Source organism: Schaalia sp. JY-X169 (assembly GCF_014069575.1).
Lineage (GTDB): Bacteria > Actinomycetota > Actinomycetes > Actinomycetales > Actinomycetaceae > Scrofimicrobium.
The window spans coordinates 2,243,354-2,259,711 of record NZ_CP059675.1 but is presented as its reverse complement, the minus strand read 5'-3'; the positions used below and the strand labels follow the sequence as shown (position 1 = coordinate 2,259,711).

Sequence of the window (16,358 nt, the reverse complement as noted above, 5' to 3'; positions counted from 1 at the left end):
TTGCCTTCGCTAGTTGTCTTCATTTTCGTGGGCGTGCTGGTCGGCGCAGGGGTTTACCTCACCCTTGAACGCACCCTATCCCGCATCTTTATTGGTCTGGCACTGATCACCAACGGCGTTAACGTCCTCATCCTTGCAATGGGAGGCTCAGGAGGGATGCCGCCATTACTGGGCGGGACGGCTGACACCATAGTGGACCCGCTCCCGCAGGCCCTGATCCTCACGTCCATCGTCCTCTCCCTGGGAACCACTGCATTCGGCCTCGCGCTTGCCTACCGCTCCTGGCTTCTGACGGGTAATGACGAGGTTGTGGACGATATTGAGGACCGCCGCGTTGCGCGTCAAGCCCGCCGTCAGGGTGATGAAAGCCTGGAGGAGCTCTACACGCAGGGTACCGAAGACGCTGAGATCTTCTATGACCAAGAGGACAACAGGTGAACCCGGCATCCCTGGCGTGGTTAGTGCCGCTTCCCGTCCTTATCCCCATGGTTTCGGCGGGAGCCGCCCTGGTAGCAAGTCGTCATCCCCGCATTCAGCAGGTCATCGCACTCGCTGGAATGCTGGCCGCGACAATCGTCGGAGTGTTCCTGATTTTCGGGGCCGCACAGGGCCCAGTCGTCCTCGATGTTGGATCGTGGGCGGCACCGATCGGTATCACACTGGTGGCGGACCGTTTGTCGACACTGATGTTGGTGGTGTCGCAGATTGTTGCGCTTGCAGTACTCCTCTACTCGATAGGTGAGAATGTTTCTGATCCTGTGCCAACATCCCCGGTTGCGGTGTTCTATCCGACGTTCCTGATCCTCTCCGCGGGGGTGTCCAACTCGTTCCTGACCGGCGACCTCTTCAACCTGTACGTTGGGTTTGAGATCCTCCTTGCGGCCTCATTCGTCCTCATCACTCTTGGGGGGACCCGAGGGCGCGTCCGGTCCGGAACTGTTTACGTCGTCGTTTCCCTTATGTCTTCCGTGCTTTTCCTAATCGGCATTGCATGGATTTACGGCGCAACGGGCACGGTTAACATGGCGCAGCTGTCGGTCAGGTTAGCGGAGCTACCGCCCTCGACGACGCTGATCATGCAGGTGATCCTCCTGGTTGCGTTCGGTGTCAAGGCGGCCATTTTCCCGCTGGCATCATGGCTTCCCGACTCCTATCCAACAGCGCCCGCACCAGTCACCGCCGTCTTCGCCGGCCTCTTGACCAAGGTTGGCGTCTACGCGATCATTCGTCTGCAGTTCGTGATTTTCCCGGGCGACCGTTTGAGTCTGCTCCTCGGGGTCGTTGGAATTCTCTCAATGTTGATCGGCATTTTGGGGGCGGTCGCCCAAGATGACGCCAAACGACTCCTGTCGTTTACTCTGATCTCTCACATTGGTTTCATGATGTGGGGTATCTCGCTGGGGACTGTCGCCGGCCTCGGTGGCGCCATCTACTACGCGGCGCACCACATTATTGTGCAGACAGCACTGTTCCTCATCGTTGGTCTGATCGAACGTGCGCGTGGGACGACATCACTGACCCGCTTGCACGACCTTGCTCGGGATCATCCTGGGCTTTCGATCCTCTTTCTGATCACGGCACTAAACCTGGTGGGGATGCCGCCCATGACGGGCTTCATTGGGAAGCTCGGTTTGGCCCAAGCATCCGTGCAGGTCGGTACTCCTATGGCGTACTCCCTGATGGCCGCCGGGATACTGACGTCCTTCCTAACGCTCTATGTGGCGGTCAAATTCTGGAGCAGGGCATTCTGGCAGCCCAAGAGAGTTGAGTTTGATGACTTCGTTGTCCCCACAGAGGGGCAGAGACTTTCTGGTCGCCAGGAGCGTCGACTGCGTCGCTTCGAACAGGCTGTGCGTGACGGGCGGGCAACGGAGAAGTACGCGCTGGCAGCTAAGACTGAAGTGGAACGTGGTGGGGGAGCGTCGAATGCCATAATGTACTCGGTTGCTACAGCACTGGTTGTGCTCCAGCTCGGAATGGCAGCGTTCTCTGGTCCCATCTACTCCTTTGCAGCAGGTGCTGCAGAGAACATGATGGATCGGGATAGTTACGTGACCGCCGTCTTGGGCGAGGACGGTCGCGGCGGTGGCACGTCGAAGCTTCCTCCCTTCCACCCGCCGTGGGAGGACCTGAATCCAGCTCCACCACTCCTTCCTACAGAGCCGACTTTGCCAGAGATCGGGGGTTCTGATGCCAGCTAAGGTGCGACGTCATGTCTCCTTCTCGATGACTGCCTGGCTTCTCCTCGTGTGGCTAGCGGTGTTTGGGTCGCTTGACTGGCTAGTCATCGTAGGTGGACTGCTGGTTGCGGTTGGGGTGCAGATAGTATTTCCCTTACCGATCATGCCTAACCTCTGGCACGTACGCCCCGTGTCTTTCATTGTTCTGGCACTACGTTTCCTCTACGACCTGCTTGTTGCAGGTGTACAGGTTTCGTGGCTGGTCGTGTCTGGCCATCCCCATGAGGATGGGATCGTCAAGTGCCCTGTCAGAAGCGACAACCCGGTGTACATGACTATGGTTGCGGCCATGACTTCCATGGTGCCCGGAACCATTGTGGTTGAGGCCTCGCGGACTGAAAAGGCGCTGTATTTGCACGTCCTCGATATGAAGACTCACGGTGGTATCGAGGGCGTTCGCAAAGAGGTGTCTGCTCAAGAGAAGCGTGTGCTGCTCGCATTTGCGCCCTCGAAAGTGCTGAGAGAAACAGGGCTGGCCAGGAGCCGACAGGGTAAGGAGAGCGCGGTATGACGCCAGTGGCAATGATACTTGCAGTCGCAATAGTCGCCCTCGTCGCGGCTATGGTGCTGGCGACCTACCGGCTTGTGAAGGGGCCGACGGCTTTGGACCGCGCCGTTTCGATCGATGTCTTCTCGGCGTCCATTGTCGGCGTGGTGGCGATCCTGATTATCTTCCAAAACCGCTACGACCTCGCGGCCCTGATGATCGTTTTTGCCCTCACAGCCTTCTTCTCCACTGTGACCGTTTCGCGATTCACAGGCGTTGGCGTGAGTCGCCGCCCTGGACACCGAATTGTTCCACCGCAGGTAAGGGGCGACGCGGATGAGCCTGCGTTAGTTGGTGACCCCGATGCGGCTCAGATAGTGGGCCAGGACGAAGCGGCTCAGACGACGGGCGACGTCGGCGGGGCAGATCCCTCGCAGTCGGAGGGAACAGCATGAGCATAGACTTCGGCGCGATCCTTGATGTGGTCGGCGCACTAATGGTTCTTGCGGGAGCGTTCTTCACTTTTGTTGCTGCGCTTGGCCTTGTCAGGCTGCCCGACCTATTTTCCCGTACCCATGCAGCAGCGAAGCCACAACTCTTGGGGTTGATGCTGATCCTGGGCGGTTTGACCTTGACGTTGCGGTCGTGGGCCTGGGTGGCCATCAGTCTTGCGGTGCTCGCAATCCAAATGATTGCGGCTCCGGTTGCATCACACCTGTTGGGGCGGGCATCCTACCGTGGAGGGCTGGCAAAGACGGCGTTCCTAGTCGTGGACCAGCTTGAGCCTGAGGAAAAGGACTAGGCCTAAGATGGGCGTCCACCACCCGAGTCTTCTTTAAAATGTATACGGCGGGGCCAAATGTATGCCTGGGGTGCGTACCCCAGAGTCACTTCTGGTCCCCACGCATACATTTCACGGATGTGGGATGGATGAGTCAGGTAGCCGGGCGGCTAATCCTTATCCTCGTACTCTTCCCAAGCGCCCGCATAGGACGATGAGGGCGTATCCCATGGATCTTCAGCCCACTCGTCATCGTCCTTAGGGTCGGACTCTTCATCCGCCCCCGACGTCTGGTCACCGGACATGGTTAACTCACGCTGCAGTGCATCAAGATCAGTCTCAGGACTGTAATACTTGAGGCTGCGCGCCACTTTCATGTGCTTTGCCTTTTGACGGCCGCGCCCCATGGCGTCGACCCCCTCTACCTCTTGCGGGTCCGTAATCCGGTCCCCTGGATCCAAATAATTCTGTCGCGGGCACATTCTACCGCGATGTGCGGACGGTTTGCTACACGACCACGTGGTGGGCGTGCTCGCACCGGGTCCTGCTGTTAGTGTCTGCGTCGCCGCTTCATTGAGCGGCGAAGGATGCAGATCCCCACAACTGCAGCACCGATGGCCGCAGCCTTGGCCACCTTCATGCGGGCATCCTCATCACCGTCACGTGCCTCATCCAGGGTCGTTAGGGCATTGTAGGCTGCCACTTCGGCCTGATACTTGGCCTGAGCGAGCAGGTAGTCAAGTTGGGTCTGAGGCTGAACTTCATACAGTAGCTGCTGCAGGGTTTCAGACAGCTTCTCATTGCTTGAGGTGGCCTTATTCTGCAGATCCTCGATGGTCTGCGCAAACGTCTTGCTCACTTGTCCAGTCCTTCCTTGGCTTGTGTGAGGTCAGACTTAAGCGTCTGAATGTCATCTTCGACCATCTCTTTGGGGTTCGGTGCATCATTCTTTGCTCCCAAAGCCATAATCGCCCCAACGGCCGCGAAGATGATGACCAAGAGAAGAAGAATGCCCCAGACGATCAGGGCAGCTGCCCAAGCGGGTACTACCAATGCCAAAGCGACCTCGGCGGTGTGGAATGTCCACCACAGGAGAAGCAGGGCAAAAAGGACGGCAGCAACGATCATGACGATCGAAGCTGCGGCCTGGCTAGCTGTCCTCTTGGCCCTGAGCTTCAACACCTCCAACTGGGACTCAAAGTAGCTCTTGACCTCTTGGACTGCATTCTCAATGAGCACCGGAATCGACGCGTGTGGAGCCGGAGGTGTGGGCCGAGTCCGTCGGGCACGCTTTGGAGGTGTTGGATCAATCCATTCCACCTCTTCCACAACTACTTCGATGCCCTCTTCACTAGGGGAAGTCATGACGCTCTCCTCTTTGTCCTTCATCTGTGGGTTTAAACGACCCTCGGGGCCAGCCGTAGCGGCCCCGTCTCCATACAAGCATTAGTCTGTCATGAATTGTCAGCTAGATCCTGATTGTGCGCACCGTTTTTCGTCCCGTGTAACGAAGTCCCCTCGGAACCGCGGTGCAGAAACTCGCCCGTCTCTATGACAGGCCCCGGGAGGAGGTCCAGTATTTGCTGAGCCTGATCGACAAGTCGTACCTGGCTGGCCGACAGTTCCCTGGCAGGAGCAATGTCGTCAAGGGATTCCGGGAGGAGAGCGACAGCAGGTTCTAGGGATCCGTCGCCCTCGGACCCGGCTAGCGCGTCAATCAGTTCCACTTCCTGACCCAGCGCACCGGCAAGAAAGACCAGGTCGTCTAGGCACTGCGAAGCCTGCGTACGCGGATAGACGCGCACGGTCGAGGGCCGTCCAGCCAAAGCCCGCACTCCGGCAACGCGGAACTGAAGCTCCTCTGAGAGGTCAGCGGGAAAGGAAAGCAACACGTCCCGGAGCTCCAACGTGTCGACAAGGATATCCAGGTATGCCTGGTCCAGGCGTTCCCCGTCGACGACCCAGGGCAACCTAATGTTGTCGAGGACGTTCAGGTGAGAGACCAGTACGGGGCTGGCAAAGAGGACTCCGGCGGGCATGGAACAAAGTCTAGATCGGGCGCGTGCGTGGGGAAACTGAGTAGGTCGCCTGAGGATCCTGGTTGCTCACACCGGCCAGTGTCGAGTTGATTGCCTCCACCGTGTCTGCGTCCAGGGTGATCCCGGATGCCTTCACGGTTTCATCCAGCTGCTCTGGCCGTGATGCACCCACTAGTGCGGCGGCAACATTTGGATTTGCTAGCACCCATGCGATGGCCATCTGCGGCATCGAGAGTCCGGCCTCGGCCGCAATCGGCTTGAGGCGCTGCACGGCCTGCAGGGTCTCTAGATCCATGAACCTCTTGACGAAGTTCGCCCCGCCCTTGTCATCTGTGGCGCGTGATCCCGCGGGAGGCTGCTCGCCAGGAATGTACTTCCCAGAGAGGACACCCTGAGCCATGGGCGACCAGACGATCTGTGACATGCCAAGCTCTTCACAGGTTGGGACGACCTTGTCTTCGATAACACGCCACAGCGCCGAATACTGGGGCTGGTTGGACACCAACTGAAAGCCAAGTTCTTCGGCGAGGGCGTGTCCTTCCCGAATCTGCTCAGCCGTCCACTCCGACACCCCGATGTACATGGCTTTGCCCTGGCGAACAATGTCGCCAAACGCGCGCATCGTCTCTTCGAGGGGAGTTTCATAGTCGAAGCGGTGAGCCTGGTAGAGGTCCACGTAGTCGACCTTCAAGCGCCGTAGTGAACCATGGATGCCGTCAAAAATGTGCTTGCGTGACAGTCCCGCGTTGTTCGGGCCCCTATTGCCAACCGGCCAGTACACCTTGGTGAAAATCTCCAGGTCCTCCCGGGGGATGCCCTTCAACGCCTTACCAAGGATCTTCTCCGCCCCCGTGTTTGCGTACACGTCTGCGGTGTCAAAAGAGGTGATGCCGAGGTCGAGGGCGCGGTGCACCGTTGCGATGGCCTTGTCTCGATCGACTTGAAGGCCGTGTGTCACCCAGTTGCCGTAGGTGATCTCAGTGATTTTCAGTCCGGAATTGCCTAAGTAGCGATATTCAACCATGCCTCAAAACTAGCAGTGGAGACGTCTTTGGGGTACTGCGATTATGGGACGCGGTGAGAAACGCGGTGACGGATCGGCCCAAACGGTGAACAATGGAGTCATGTCGCAGAATGAAGATGTGGTTGCAGAAGTAGAAACCTCTCAGGGCGGGTTTGCAGCCCACTCGGCCGGTGGTCAAATCACCCGCTGGGATAGTTCCAGATTCGGCGCGCTCCTCTTTGTCTCAAGAGACAGCGCCTACGGGGTTGGCTCCCCGATTCGTGGGGGGATTCCGCTGTGCTTCCCCTGGTTCGGAGCTTTGCGAGATGAGGACGAGGGCGGCGTGGTGCTCCTCGGTCGCTCGCGCGCCGCAGGCAGCCACGGGTTTGCCCGCAACGTCAACTGGAGACAGACTGCCAGCAGTGTTGGTGAGGACGGAGCCTGGCTGGTGCGTTATGAACTAAGCGATGAGGATCTTCCCGACGCGCCCTCGGACCCCTCCCTGCAGCCGTTCCTTGCAACGTTGGAGGCCGTGTTCTCAGATGTCCTTTTGGACTTGACGTTCACCGTGAAGAACACCGGTGCAGACGCCTTCTGGTACGAAGAAGCCCTGCACACATACTTTGCGGTTGCGGATTCGACCTCGACTGAACTGTTCGGCCTCGAAGGTACCGGCTACGTTGATAAGGCTGCCGGTGGTGCGTCCGGGGTTCAGGATGGACCCGTCACGTTTGGGGCCGAGGTCGACAGGGTTTTCCAGTCGCCCGCAGCGCTGGAGTTGCGCGACGTCGGCAATGGACGTTCCATCCGCATCGTGAAAGAACGCTCCGGCGCAACCATCGTGTGGAATCCAGGGCCGGAACTTGCAAGAACGATGAGTCATTTGGGGGATGAAGAGTACCGGGATTTCGTCTGTGTCGAGGCAGCCAACGCCGCGGAATCCGCAGTGACCCTGCAACCGGGAGAAGAGCACATTATGCGGGTGCGTTACGAGGTCGCTGCCCTGTAGTGCAGCCGACTACTGACGCGCCAGCCACGGCGCGTCGGACGGGCGCAGGTCGTCAAGCTTACCTAACAGCCGCGCCGTCTCCAGAGCCAAAACACCCGAGACAAGGGAGGGGCTTTCGCATTCCCCATTGAGGATCATCTCCACGATCGCGGCTCGGGACGTGAAGGTTGAGGTCATTTCGGCCTCCTCGTCCTCGGGAACAAAACCCTGCGGACGCGGGGCGCGGGAGAGGTCACGGGCAAGGAAAACCCGCAGTGATTCTTCGCAGGCGCCCGGTGTTGAGAAGATGTCGACCAGCACATCCCAGCGTCCCGCCTGAAGCTCCGCCTCCTCAGCCAGTTCGCGTTGGGCAGCAAGACAGTAGTCTTCGCCCTCGATGTCAAGCAATCCGGCAGGGATCTCCACGAGTTCCATGCCGACTGGGTGGCGGTACTGACGTAGCACAAGGATCTCATCCGCAGCCTCATCCCAGGCAACCACGGCAACGGCGCCGGGGTGGGTGAGGAACTGGCGGTTCATCCTAGTGCCCGCCGGGGTGAGGACGACCTCGTTCACAAACGTGGAAATGGCTCCGCTTCCCAGGGTCGTCCGCTCTTCAACGGGCCAGGCCTTCTTGGCGTCTCCGCGCATGACTACCTGCCTACTTTCTGGGGATCCGACACGGCGAGGGCGAGCAACGGATAGAGGAGCACAGTCAGCATGCCGGCCCCCACAAGGGCTGCCGCAAGTTCCGTGGAGAGCGCCCCTTCTTGGACGCCAATGTTGGTGACAGCGATGATCAGGGGCAGTGAAGTGGCGGTAAAGAGCGACACGGTGGCGCGATCGCGCACCGTTGCTCCACGGTCCAGAGTGAAGAAGCCCGGAACGCCGCGAACGACCAGGATGACGAGGGCGAACACGGGCACCATGATTAGGGCCCGGGTGTCTTCAAGTAGTGCGGACAGGGGGAACATCACCCCGGAGGTGACAAAGAAAATGGGGATCATGAAGCCGTAGGCGAGGCCTTCGAGTTTACCTTCGACGAGTTCTTGTTCGTTGCTTGGAACTCCGCGTAGGAGAACTTTTGACAGCATTCCGGCGCAGAACGCGCCCAGCAGGAAGTCGACGCCCAGTGTCAGGGCGAGTGTTACCAACGCGGCCAAGAGCGCCATCACGACACGGACAGCGAACTGTCCGGATGTGTGCAGAGAGGTGCTGACCATCTGCGCTAACCAGGGGCGTTCGCGATGCGAGGCGCGAAAGAACGCGAAGGTGGCAACACCGGTGAACACGGCAAGGTAGCCAAAGGCAACGATGGGGCTGTTGCTGCCGAGGAAGATGGTTATGGCCACAAGGGGCCCAAACTCGCCAATCGCTCCCGCGGCAGAGATTGCGGTGCCGATGGGGCCTTTGTTCAGTCCAGCATCCCGGAGGATTGGGGTGATTGTCCCCAGAGCGGTGCCAACCAGGGCAATGGTGATGATCGCGATTGCTGCGGGGGTGGTACCAATGATGAGGGCGGCGGCCAGGGCAATGGCAATGGAGATTCCCCAGGCGGCGAGCGCACGTTTCCCGGTTCGCCCGCGAATGTTTGCAATGTCGATTTCGTTGCCCGCCATGAAGAAGAGCAATGCCAGGCCGAGGTTGGACATCAGATCTAGAGCGTTTCCACCCTGGACCCATCCAAGCACGGATGGCCCGATCAGAATGCCAAGGAGGATCTCAAAAACAATTAAAGGTATTGAGACCCAGCGGCGTAGCAGTGCCCCCAAGATCGGTGCGAGGAGCGCTGCTAAGGGGATGAGAAGGATCTCCAATGCCATGTCGCTCCTAGTGGTCACCTTCGCGGTCGGTCAATCTTACTTCGGGCAGGGTTGGTTGAGGTGGCGATCACTGGAACAATGGGACGATGGAGAATGAGCGTGAAGTGCTTGAATGGGATCAGTTTGGTGAGGCGTCACGAGCTCTGGCGGCGCAGGTGTGGAGCTCGGGTTTCGAGCCGGAGATCATTGTCTGCGTTGCGCGCGGAGGTTTGATTCCGGCGGGTGCTATTGCGTACGCCCTCGACCTCAAATCTCTACTGGTGCTCAATGTTGAGTTCTACACGGGGATTGGGACCACACTGCCTGACCCGCGTCTGATCGACCCGGTGCCGGCGCATCATGGCTTGCGCGACAAGAGGGTGCTGATCGTTGACGACGTGGCGGATTCTGGCCGAACGCTGCAGTTCGTATATGACATTTGTGGCGAGTACACGGACCAGATCAAGGTTGCCGTTCTGTACCAGAAGCCCACTTCTGTGATCGACTGCGATTTCGTGTGGAAGCCGACCTCGGAGTGGATTGCGTTTCCCTGGTCGTCGTTGCCGCCGGTCAATGGGGAGTCGAACCGCGACAACTGACTAGTCGAGGCCTTCCAGACCGACCAACACCGGTTCTGGCACCAGTGAAATCCCAAACTTTGCCGCCACCCCATCGTGCACCGCAGCGGCCAGTTCCATGATCTCCGTTGCGGTTGCGCCCCCGCGGTTTGTAATTGCTGAGACATGCTTCGAAGACAGTGCGGCACGCGAGTCGGTGTTGACCCGGTACCCGGGCTCAAACCCCGACTGACGTATCAGCCACGCAGCCGGCACCTTCTGCTTTCCTTCAACAAGAGGCGCCTGCTTGTGGACAGTTCCACTTACGAACATGGCCTGGTTACGCACCGGAAACCGCGGCGCCTCTTCGGGAAGCTTGGCCGCGTCTTGGCTGGAGAGTATTGGGTTGCCGAAGAAGGATCCCGCCGACCAGGTGTCGTGGTCGGTGTCGTGAGCACCCACGAGCATTCCGGACTCGGCACGCAGCTTCAGCACGTGTTCGCGCAACTCCCACGAGGGCACTCGGGTTCCGAGGTCGACCCCCAGAGACTCCGCCAGACTCCGGTAGCGAACCGGCTCTGAGAGGCTTGCGCTGCGCAGTTGGAAGGCAACTTCAAGCACAACCCAGCGCCCGGTTGGTCCCCACACCTGACCTCCGCCAGCATCCGCGGAGAACCTTGAGCGTTTGATGATGGAGCTGCGATAACCCAGGTGCAGGTCGAAACGACTCAGGGTGCGGATGCGACCGGTCAGGCGGTCTAGGGCTCGAACCGACGCCAGTGTTTGTGCCACTTCTTGCCCGAATGCCCCAAGGTTCTGCACGGGAGCGGCTCCGACGGTCCCGGGGATGCCGGACAGTGCTTCCAGGCCGGCCAGGTCGTTTTCTAGGGTGAACTGAACGAACGTGTCCCAGTCTGTGCCTGCGGTTGCCTTGACGGTCGAACCCCCGCACGAAACATACGAGTCGACCTCTGCAATGTCCTTGCGCCTGTACCTCACCAGTAGACCTGAGAAGCCCCGGTCTGAAACAACCAGGTGTGAGCCACTTCCAAGGACGAGGACGTCCTCGCCCGCAGAGTCCGCTTCCGTAATGACTTGCGCCAACTCTGACTCCGAGTCGGCGTTGACTATCGGGGGAGCCAAGCCCCCAACCCGCAGGGTGGTTAGTTCTGAGAAGTCCATACTCCACACTACGTCCCCCTCCGCCCAGAAGAAAGGGGCGCGTGGGACTAATGTCCTACGGTGGGGCAGGCTGTGCCTACGGCTGGGCTGGGTGGGCCGCGACTGAGCGGTTGAGTGCCTCAGTCATCACCAGCATCAGCGCAGCCAGGGCCGCCAAGTAGAAGGGGAATAACCACATGCCCACGGCCTGCCCCAAGAATCCAAACAATGGTGGAGCCAATGTCGCACCCAGGTAGGCCGATGCCATCTGGATGCCGATGATGGCATGGCTCTTGCTTGGCCCAAAGTTCGCGGGTGTGGAGTGAATGATGGAGGGGTAGATCGGCGCACTGCCAAAGCCAGCAATGACCAGGCCCGCAAGCGCGAGGGTGTCGTTCTCCAAGGGAAGTGCAATCAGTATGACGCCGACGCAGACCCCCAGGATGCCCAGTCGGATCATGTTGCGGTCCCCGACCCTGTCGGCAACGAAGCCGCTGAGGAAGCGACCCGCCGTGATGCCAAGCAGATAGAGGGAGGCAAAACTTGCCGCCGTGCTTGCCGCAACATCGCGTTGCTGCACCAGGTAGGTGGATGCCCAGAGGATCGCCGTCGCCTCAAGTGCGCAATAGGCCAAGAACCCGAGGAGGACGAAGGGAACTCCCTTGATTTTCAACGCTCCGATGAGGCCGAGGGGCTTCTCTTTGCCGTCGTTGCCTGCAGCGCGTTCCAGGGTTTGTCCGCCCTCTCCCTCGTCGCCACCTTCACCGGCAGCGGCGGCAGGAACCGTTGGATGAACCTTTCTCCACAGTGGCAGCCCAGCAAACAGGATGGCAACCAGCACCATCTGGAGGATGGCGACAACGCGGTACCCGGTGTTCCACCCCAACCCCTGGGTGAGCGAGTAGCTCATGATGAACGGGCTGATGGCCGCCCCAACGCCCCAGAAACTGTGCAGCCAACTCATGTGGCGGGAGGCGTAGTGCAGTGCCACATAGTTGTTCAGTGCCGCATCGACCGCCCCGGCGCCCAAGCCGTAGGGGATCGCCCAGAGAATCAGCATCCAGAACTCAGTGGAAACTGAAAAACCAAGGAGGGCGACGGCCGTCAGCGCCACACTTAGCGTTGTCACCAGTCCAGTACCGAGTTTGCGGGTGAGGCGATCCGACTGCAGGCTCGACAAGATTGTGCCGATTGCGATCGTCATCGTAATGAACCCTGCGTACGACACCGGCACGCCCAGGTCCTGATGCATGACTGGCCAACCCGCACCCACCAGAGCATCCGGGAGGCCGAGACTGATGAACGCGAAGTAGATTATCGCCAGAAGCATGGAGTACAAGTTGGTCGTCCTTGGTGAGTGGGTTTGCTACTACTGAGACAATACTCAGCATGGACGGTGTCTCTCTCTTACAAACCCCGGTCGGGTTCACACTGCTGGATTCCCTACCGCCGTACGACCCCTCCACGGTGGACGCCCTCTCAATGCAACTGCGCAAACAAGGCTACGATCCGGGCCTGATCGCTGCAGCTCTTACGCAGCAACGCTTGCGGGACCGCGCCGCCGTGAAGTTTGGCGAACACGCAGCATCGATGCTGTTCACCGAAGCAGGTCTTCAACAGGCGACGAGGGCGGTTGTCGCAGATCTTCACGCAGCCAGATATGTTGCGGCTGGCTGCCGTGCAGTAGCGGATATCACGTGTGGTTTGGGGGCGGATTCACTGGCGTTCTCACGAGCTGGACTGGCGGTCACGGCGGTCGAGTTCGACCAGGCGACCGCGGGTTTCGCCCGGCATAACCTGGCGCCGTTTCCAAAGGCGACGGTTGTCTTCGGGGATGGGCTCGGCGTGGATTTCGCCCCGTTTGACGGCGTGTTCGCAGACCCGGCTCGGCGCAGTGCCCGAGGGCGGACGTTCAACCCAGCCGACTACTCTCCGCCGCTGGACCGTGTCCTCGCCATTCGAGACGTGGTCCCCGCCCTCGGCGTCAAGATTGCCCCCGGAATTGCCTACGCGGATTTGCCCGCCGACGTGCACGCCCAGTGGGTTTCAGTGGACGGGGATGTGGTCGAGGCCGGGTTGTGGTTCGGGCCGCTTGGGGGGAGTCCGGGCCGATCCGCCCTGGTCATTTCTGGGACGCATTCAGTGGAGATTGAGACGTCCCAGGATCCGCGTTCAGAAGCGGTGATGGTGGAGCCGGCGCCGCTTGGGAAGTACCTTTACGAGCCTGATGGGGCGGTGATTCGCTCCGGCGGTCTCCACGTGGCGGCGGATCTCTTGCGAGCAGCTCCGGTCTCTGAGTCCATCGCTTACCTAACCGGCGACAACCTTGTGGACACCCCGCTGGCTCGCGCGTTCGAGGTTGTTGATGTGATGCCTATCAAGGCGCTCAAGAGCTACTTGAGGGCGCGGGGGGTTGGCTCGCTGGAGATCCTCAAGAGGGGAGTCGACCTCGACCCCGATCAGTTCCGTAAGACGTTGAAACTCAAAGGTGCTGGGGCCGCGACAGTGATCTTGACGCGCGTCCTCGGGAAGCACAGCGCCATTGTTTGCCACAGGGTCGGGCGGCGGGTCTAAGCCTTGGTGACTTGAGCGCCCCGGGTGTGGCGGGAACGCGTTTAGTGGTGGGTGCCTGGTTTGTTGGCTACTTGGCCTCGGGAGCCTCTTCTGAGTCCGGTGCTGGGGGGTCAGCGGGAGCGTGGTCCGGCTGCGCCTCACCGAGGGTGTCCGCGGACTCGACGTTTGCGGTCGGGTCATCGGAACCCTTGTAGGGCCCGTCCGTCACGAACTCGGTCACTGCTTTTGTTGTGCTCTCCCACGCCCTCGACATCGGGTCCAAGAGCTGCTCTTTGACGCTGCGGCGCAGCACCTTGCCCAGTTGGTTGCGGGGTAGTTCGCTGATCACTTCCAGTTTGCGGGGGATCGCGTAAGCAGAGAGCTTCTCTCCGGCCCACTCGCGGACCTGCTCTAACGTGGGCAGGGTTGCGCCCTCGTCCATCACCAAAGCGGCGGCCACGACTTCCCGACTGTCGTCGACGGGGTATCCGACCACCGCAACGTCACGAACGCCCGGGTAGAGGCGCATCACCTCTTCAACCTGGCTGGGGTAGACGTTGAAACCACCGGAGAGGATGAGTTCCTTGATTCGGTCCTCCATATAGAGGTACCCGTCGTCGTTGATTGCGACATCACCCGTGCGGAACCACCCGTCCTCGGTGAATGCGCGCGCGGTCTCTTCGGGGGCGTTGAGGTACCCGGAGAAAACCTGGGGTCCCTTGACCAGGATCTCCCCGCGCACGCCCTCTTTCACGTCCTTGGTGGGGTCGTCGAGGTCGACCAGGCGCACCTGTGTGGAAGGGAACGGCAGGCCCAGGGTGCCGAGGCGACGGTTGTTGCTGAGGGGAGAACCGGAGATAACAGGGGAGGTCTCAGAGAGTCCGTAGCCCTCCAAAATGATGCCGTGCGAGGCCGACTGCCAGAGGTGCGCAACCTTTTCGCTGAGCGGCATGGCGCCGGAAACTGCGAAACGAATCGTGGAGATGTCGGTGTTCGTCTCCAACGCTCCCTTGGCGATCCGTTCAAACATTGGAGGGACGCCGACGAAAAAGGTCACGGGGCGTCGGCGGTGTGCTTCGAGGGCGAGGTCGACGTCAAACTTGGGGAGCACGACCTGGGTCGCAGCCTTCTTCACCGAGGCCAGTAGGAAGAAGGTCAGACCGAAAGCGTGAAAGTAGGGGAGGAGTGAGAAGAAGACTTCTGCGCCCTCGTGCAACTTGAAGACCCAGAACAGGCACTGGTCGACGTTGGCGCCGAGGTTGCGGTGGGTGAGGGGAACCGACTTGGGGACCCCGTTGGTTCCGCCGGTGTGGAGAATGACCGCGATGTCATCGACTTTGGCGTGCGGGTAGTGAGCGGGAAGTGGGCTGGCTTCCCGGACGGCCCTATCCCACGATAGGGCCGAGGACGGGACCGGGGATCTCAGCGAAGCACGCTGCTTGCGGGCGGCCTTGACAGGAAGGGTAAGTAGGATGCGGGTCTTGACGGGCATGTGAGCGGTGATGTCGACGGACAGCACAGTCTCCAAAGTGGAGTCCCCGCCGATTGGGAGGTGAGCGACCGACCCTTCCCACGCGATGGCAACCTTGGCCTTGTGACGCGCGACCTGACCGGCAATCTCATCGGCGGGTGCCATGGGGTTGTGTTGGGCGGCAATCGCCCCAATCCTTTGACACGCGTAGAAGGCGACGAAAGCCTGGGGACAGTTCGGCAGTGAGAGTGCAACTACGTCCCCGCGTTCAACGCCCAGGTCAGTCAGCACTTGAGCGCCACGTTCAGCCTGGTCAAGGACCTCTGCGTAGGTGATGGTTTTTCCGAAGTAGTCCAGGGCAACGGTGTTGGGGTAGCGCTTTGCTGCGTCCTCGAGCAGGTGGTAGACCGACTCCGTTGGGATGGGGATTTCAAAGGGAACTCCGGGCTCGTAGTGCTTGTGCGCCTGTTCGGCAATTGTTTCGCGTTTAGCCACGGAAGTAGCTCCTCAACCTTTACCTCAAAATATCCTCTCGATATCGTACGCTGATAGTCCTAGTTCTGGTGCGTCGTAAGCGCGGCGCACAATGGCGCACGCTGGTAATTTCGGGGCAAGACCGACACGTCGTGAAATGTATACGTGGGGGTGAAAACCCCGCGTGGGGTGCCTACCCCAGACGCACATTTGATCCCAACATATACATTTCGCACAGCGCGGCGCAGCGAGGCGAGGCGCGGCGCGCCGGGTGGCGTGGCTGAGGGTTGCGACCTGGTTCGTCACGGTAGTAGGTCGATTACTCCTGGTCGGGCTTTCATTGCGTGAATGACCAGTTCGTTTCCGCTGTCAAAAACGAGGATGACCAGTTCAAATAGTCGTCCTTTGGCGTCGAATCCGACTCTTAGCTGACGCGATGGATTGTCTTCGTCGAGGTCTTCAATCCACAGTGCCCACTCCGCGGCGTAGAGTGCGTCGTCGTCTGTTATTCCGTGTTTGCGTGCGGAGGGGTTGACCTTCATGCTGAGGCCAGGTGCAGCGCCTCTCGGATAACTTCCGAGCGTGTGGTTCCTTCTTCTTTCACGCGAGCATCAAGTCTCTCGACTTCCTCTTTGGTTAGACGCAGGGCGATAACTTGGGAAGCAACTGCTCCGCGTCCGGGCCGACCCCTTCCGCGCTTCTTCATTGCGACGTAGTCGTATCCGGCCTCGGCCTCATCAGCCCATGCCTGAATCTGTTCTTCGGTTACCGGCTTGCCGTCGATTGTCTCGTTGGTACCCAT

General features: G+C 60.0%; 20 protein-coding genes. 8 read left to right on the top strand and 12 right to left on the bottom strand.

What is annotated here, in order from left to right:
• The 5 genes from H2O65_RS09780 to mnhG are packed head-to-tail and all read left to right on the top strand — an operon-like array spanning position 1 to position 3,529.
• Positions 1-438 carry a Na(+)/H(+) antiporter subunit C gene (locus H2O65_RS09780; RefSeq protein WP_220458747.1) on the top strand — a complete coding sequence of 146 codons (438 nt, stop codon included), beginning with the start codon at positions 1-3 and terminating at the stop codon, positions 436-438.
• Positions 435-2,201, top strand: coding sequence for a Na+/H+ antiporter subunit D (locus H2O65_RS09775; protein ID WP_259349518.1), 1,767 nt, complete (start codon positions 435-437; stop codon positions 2,199-2,201). Before H2O65_RS09780 ends, H2O65_RS09775 begins: the two co-directional genes overlap by 4 nt.
• Complete coding sequence (locus H2O65_RS09770) at positions 2,191-2,751, top strand: Na+/H+ antiporter subunit E (RefSeq protein ID WP_182141509.1); 561 nt, start codon at positions 2,191-2,193, stop codon at positions 2,749-2,751. The genes H2O65_RS09775 and H2O65_RS09770 overlap by 11 nt, the downstream gene beginning before the upstream one ends.
• Positions 2,748-3,182 (top strand): monovalent cation/H+ antiporter complex subunit F, encoded by a 435-nt coding sequence (locus tag H2O65_RS09765; protein WP_182141508.1) that lies wholly within the window; start codon positions 2,748-2,750, stop codon positions 3,180-3,182. The genes H2O65_RS09770 and H2O65_RS09765 overlap by 4 nt, the downstream gene beginning before the upstream one ends.
• The gene (gene mnhG, locus H2O65_RS09760; RefSeq protein ID WP_182141507.1) at positions 3,179-3,529 is read left to right on the top strand and encodes a monovalent cation/H(+) antiporter subunit G; all 351 of its coding nucleotides are present in this window, start codon (positions 3,179-3,181) and stop codon (positions 3,527-3,529) included. Before H2O65_RS09765 ends, mnhG begins: the two co-directional genes overlap by 4 nt.
• Before the next feature lie 149 nt (positions 3,530-3,678).
• On the opposite strand, the gene H2O65_RS09755 is transcribed toward mnhG, so the two are convergent.
• The 5 genes from H2O65_RS09755 to H2O65_RS09735 form a co-directional block, all read right to left on the bottom strand.
• Entirely contained in the window at positions 3,679-3,915 is a 237-nt protein-coding gene (locus H2O65_RS09755; RefSeq protein WP_182142765.1) for a DUF3073 domain-containing protein, read from the bottom strand.
• A gap of 143 nt (positions 3,916-4,058) precedes the next feature.
• On the bottom strand, positions 4,059-4,367 hold the full coding sequence (locus tag H2O65_RS09750; RefSeq protein ID WP_182141506.1) for a hypothetical protein: 309 nt from the start codon (positions 4,365-4,367) through the stop codon (positions 4,059-4,061).
• Entirely contained in the window at positions 4,364-4,873 is a 510-nt protein-coding gene (locus tag H2O65_RS09745) for a phage holin family protein (RefSeq protein ID WP_182141505.1), read from the bottom strand. The genes H2O65_RS09750 and H2O65_RS09745 overlap by 4 nt, the downstream gene beginning before the upstream one ends.
• A gap of 89 nt (positions 4,874-4,962) precedes the next feature.
• Entirely contained in the window at positions 4,963-5,547 is a 585-nt protein-coding gene (locus H2O65_RS09740) for a hypothetical protein (RefSeq protein WP_182141504.1), read from the bottom strand.
• A 10-nt stretch (positions 5,548-5,557) separates the two neighbouring features.
• Positions 5,558-6,571, bottom strand: a complete 1,014-nt coding sequence (locus H2O65_RS09735; protein ID WP_182141503.1) for an aldo/keto reductase family protein — start codon at positions 6,569-6,571, stop codon at positions 5,558-5,560.
• Between the two features lie 100 nt (positions 6,572-6,671).
• Here H2O65_RS09735 and H2O65_RS09730 point away from each other — a divergent pair, with 100 nt between their 5' ends.
• Positions 6,672-7,559 (top strand): D-hexose-6-phosphate mutarotase, encoded by an 888-nt coding sequence (locus H2O65_RS09730; RefSeq protein WP_182141502.1) that lies wholly within the window; start codon positions 6,672-6,674, stop codon positions 7,557-7,559.
• A 9-nt stretch (positions 7,560-7,568) separates the two neighbouring features.
• On the opposite strand, the gene H2O65_RS09725 is transcribed toward H2O65_RS09730, so the two are convergent.
• Both H2O65_RS09725 and H2O65_RS09720 read right to left on the bottom strand, forming a co-directional pair.
• Positions 7,569-8,189, bottom strand: a complete 621-nt coding sequence (locus tag H2O65_RS09725; protein ID WP_182141501.1) for an NUDIX domain-containing protein — start codon at positions 8,187-8,189, stop codon at positions 7,569-7,571.
• A gap of 2 nt (positions 8,190-8,191) precedes the next feature.
• A complete protein-coding gene (locus H2O65_RS09720; RefSeq protein ID WP_182141500.1) occupies positions 8,192-9,361 on the bottom strand; it encodes a cation:proton antiporter in 1,170 nt (389 codons plus the stop codon).
• A gap of 86 nt (positions 9,362-9,447) precedes the next feature.
• Here H2O65_RS09720 and H2O65_RS09715 point away from each other — a divergent pair, with 86 nt between their 5' ends.
• Positions 9,448-9,939: a phosphoribosyltransferase gene (locus H2O65_RS09715; RefSeq protein ID WP_182141499.1), complete on the top strand. Its 492-nt coding sequence runs from the start codon at positions 9,448-9,450 to the stop codon at positions 9,937-9,939.
• Here H2O65_RS09715 and H2O65_RS09710 read toward each other — a convergent pair whose 3' ends face one another.
• Positions 9,940-11,079 (bottom strand): UDP-N-acetylmuramate dehydrogenase, encoded by a 1,140-nt coding sequence (locus tag H2O65_RS09710; protein WP_182141498.1) that lies wholly within the window; start codon positions 11,077-11,079, stop codon positions 9,940-9,942.
• Between the two features lie 76 nt (positions 11,080-11,155).
• Positions 11,156-12,388 carry a sugar MFS transporter gene (locus H2O65_RS09705; RefSeq protein ID WP_182141497.1) on the bottom strand — a complete coding sequence of 411 codons (1,233 nt, stop codon included), beginning with the start codon at positions 12,386-12,388 and terminating at the stop codon, positions 11,156-11,158.
• 59 nt (positions 12,389-12,447) lie between these two features.
• Between H2O65_RS09705 and H2O65_RS09700 the strand changes: the two genes are divergently transcribed.
• A complete protein-coding gene (locus H2O65_RS09700; protein WP_182141496.1) occupies positions 12,448-13,632 on the top strand; it encodes a class I SAM-dependent methyltransferase in 1,185 nt (394 codons plus the stop codon).
• A gap of 67 nt (positions 13,633-13,699) precedes the next feature.
• On the opposite strand, the gene H2O65_RS09695 is transcribed toward H2O65_RS09700, so the two are convergent.
• The 3 genes from H2O65_RS09695 to H2O65_RS09685 all read right to left on the bottom strand — a co-directional run bounded on the left by H2O65_RS09695 (position 13,700) and on the right by H2O65_RS09685 (position 16,358).
• Positions 13,700-15,577 carry an AMP-binding protein gene (locus H2O65_RS09695; RefSeq protein ID WP_182141495.1) on the bottom strand — a complete coding sequence of 626 codons (1,878 nt, stop codon included), beginning with the start codon at positions 15,575-15,577 and terminating at the stop codon, positions 13,700-13,702.
• A gap of 281 nt (positions 15,578-15,858) precedes the next feature.
• The gene (locus tag H2O65_RS09690) at positions 15,859-16,098 is read right to left on the bottom strand and encodes a toxin (protein WP_182141494.1); all 240 of its coding nucleotides are present in this window, start codon (positions 16,096-16,098) and stop codon (positions 15,859-15,861) included.
• Positions 16,095-16,358 (bottom strand): ribbon-helix-helix domain-containing protein, encoded by a 264-nt coding sequence (locus H2O65_RS09685; RefSeq protein ID WP_182141493.1) that lies wholly within the window; start codon positions 16,356-16,358, stop codon positions 16,095-16,097. Before H2O65_RS09685 ends, H2O65_RS09690 begins: the two co-directional genes overlap by 4 nt.

What these genes read in the sequence shown, in the direction of transcription:
- H2O65_RS09770 (WP_182141509.1), top strand. Translation starts at nt 2,191, where the DNA reads ATGCCAGCTAAGGTGCGACGTCATGTCTCCTTCTCGATGACTGCCTGG.
- H2O65_RS09710 (WP_182141498.1), bottom strand. Translation starts at nt 11,079, where the DNA reads ATGGACTTCTCAGAACTAACCACCCTGCGGGTTGGGGGCTTGGCTCCC.
- H2O65_RS09720 (WP_182141500.1), bottom strand. Translation starts at nt 9,361, where the DNA reads ATGGCATTGGAGATCCTTCTCATCCCCTTAGCAGCGCTCCTCGCACCG.
- H2O65_RS09765 (WP_182141508.1), top strand. Translation starts at nt 2,748, where the DNA reads ATGACGCCAGTGGCAATGATACTTGCAGTCGCAATAGTCGCCCTCGTC.
- H2O65_RS09730 (WP_182141502.1), top strand. Translation starts at nt 6,672, where the DNA reads ATGTCGCAGAATGAAGATGTGGTTGCAGAAGTAGAAACCTCTCAGGGC.
- H2O65_RS09685 (WP_182141493.1), bottom strand. Translation starts at nt 16,358, where the DNA reads ATGGGTACCAACGAGACAATCGACGGCAAGCCGGTAACCGAAGAACAG.
- H2O65_RS09740 (WP_182141504.1), bottom strand. Translation starts at nt 5,547, where the DNA reads ATGCCCGCCGGAGTCCTCTTTGCCAGCCCCGTACTGGTCTCTCACCTG.
- H2O65_RS09705 (WP_182141497.1), bottom strand. Translation starts at nt 12,388, where the DNA reads ATGCTTCTGGCGATAATCTACTTCGCGTTCATCAGTCTCGGCCTCCCG.
- H2O65_RS09715 (WP_182141499.1), top strand. Translation starts at nt 9,448, where the DNA reads ATGGAGAATGAGCGTGAAGTGCTTGAATGGGATCAGTTTGGTGAGGCG.
- H2O65_RS09725 (WP_182141501.1), bottom strand. Translation starts at nt 8,189, where the DNA reads ATGCGCGGAGACGCCAAGAAGGCCTGGCCCGTTGAAGAGCGGACGACC.
- H2O65_RS09690 (WP_182141494.1), bottom strand. Translation starts at nt 16,098, where the DNA reads ATGAAGGTCAACCCCTCCGCACGCAAACACGGAATAACAGACGACGAC.
- H2O65_RS09700 (WP_182141496.1), top strand. Translation starts at nt 12,448, where the DNA reads ATGGACGGTGTCTCTCTCTTACAAACCCCGGTCGGGTTCACACTGCTG.
- H2O65_RS09735 (WP_182141503.1), bottom strand. Translation starts at nt 6,571, where the DNA reads ATGGTTGAATATCGCTACTTAGGCAATTCCGGACTGAAAATCACTGAG.
- mnhG (WP_182141507.1), top strand. Translation starts at nt 3,179, where the DNA reads ATGAGCATAGACTTCGGCGCGATCCTTGATGTGGTCGGCGCACTAATG.
- H2O65_RS09745 (WP_182141505.1), bottom strand. Translation starts at nt 4,873, where the DNA reads ATGACTTCCCCTAGTGAAGAGGGCATCGAAGTAGTTGTGGAAGAGGTG.
- H2O65_RS09755 (WP_182142765.1), bottom strand. Translation starts at nt 3,915, where the DNA reads ATGGGGCGCGGCCGTCAAAAGGCAAAGCACATGAAAGTGGCGCGCAGC.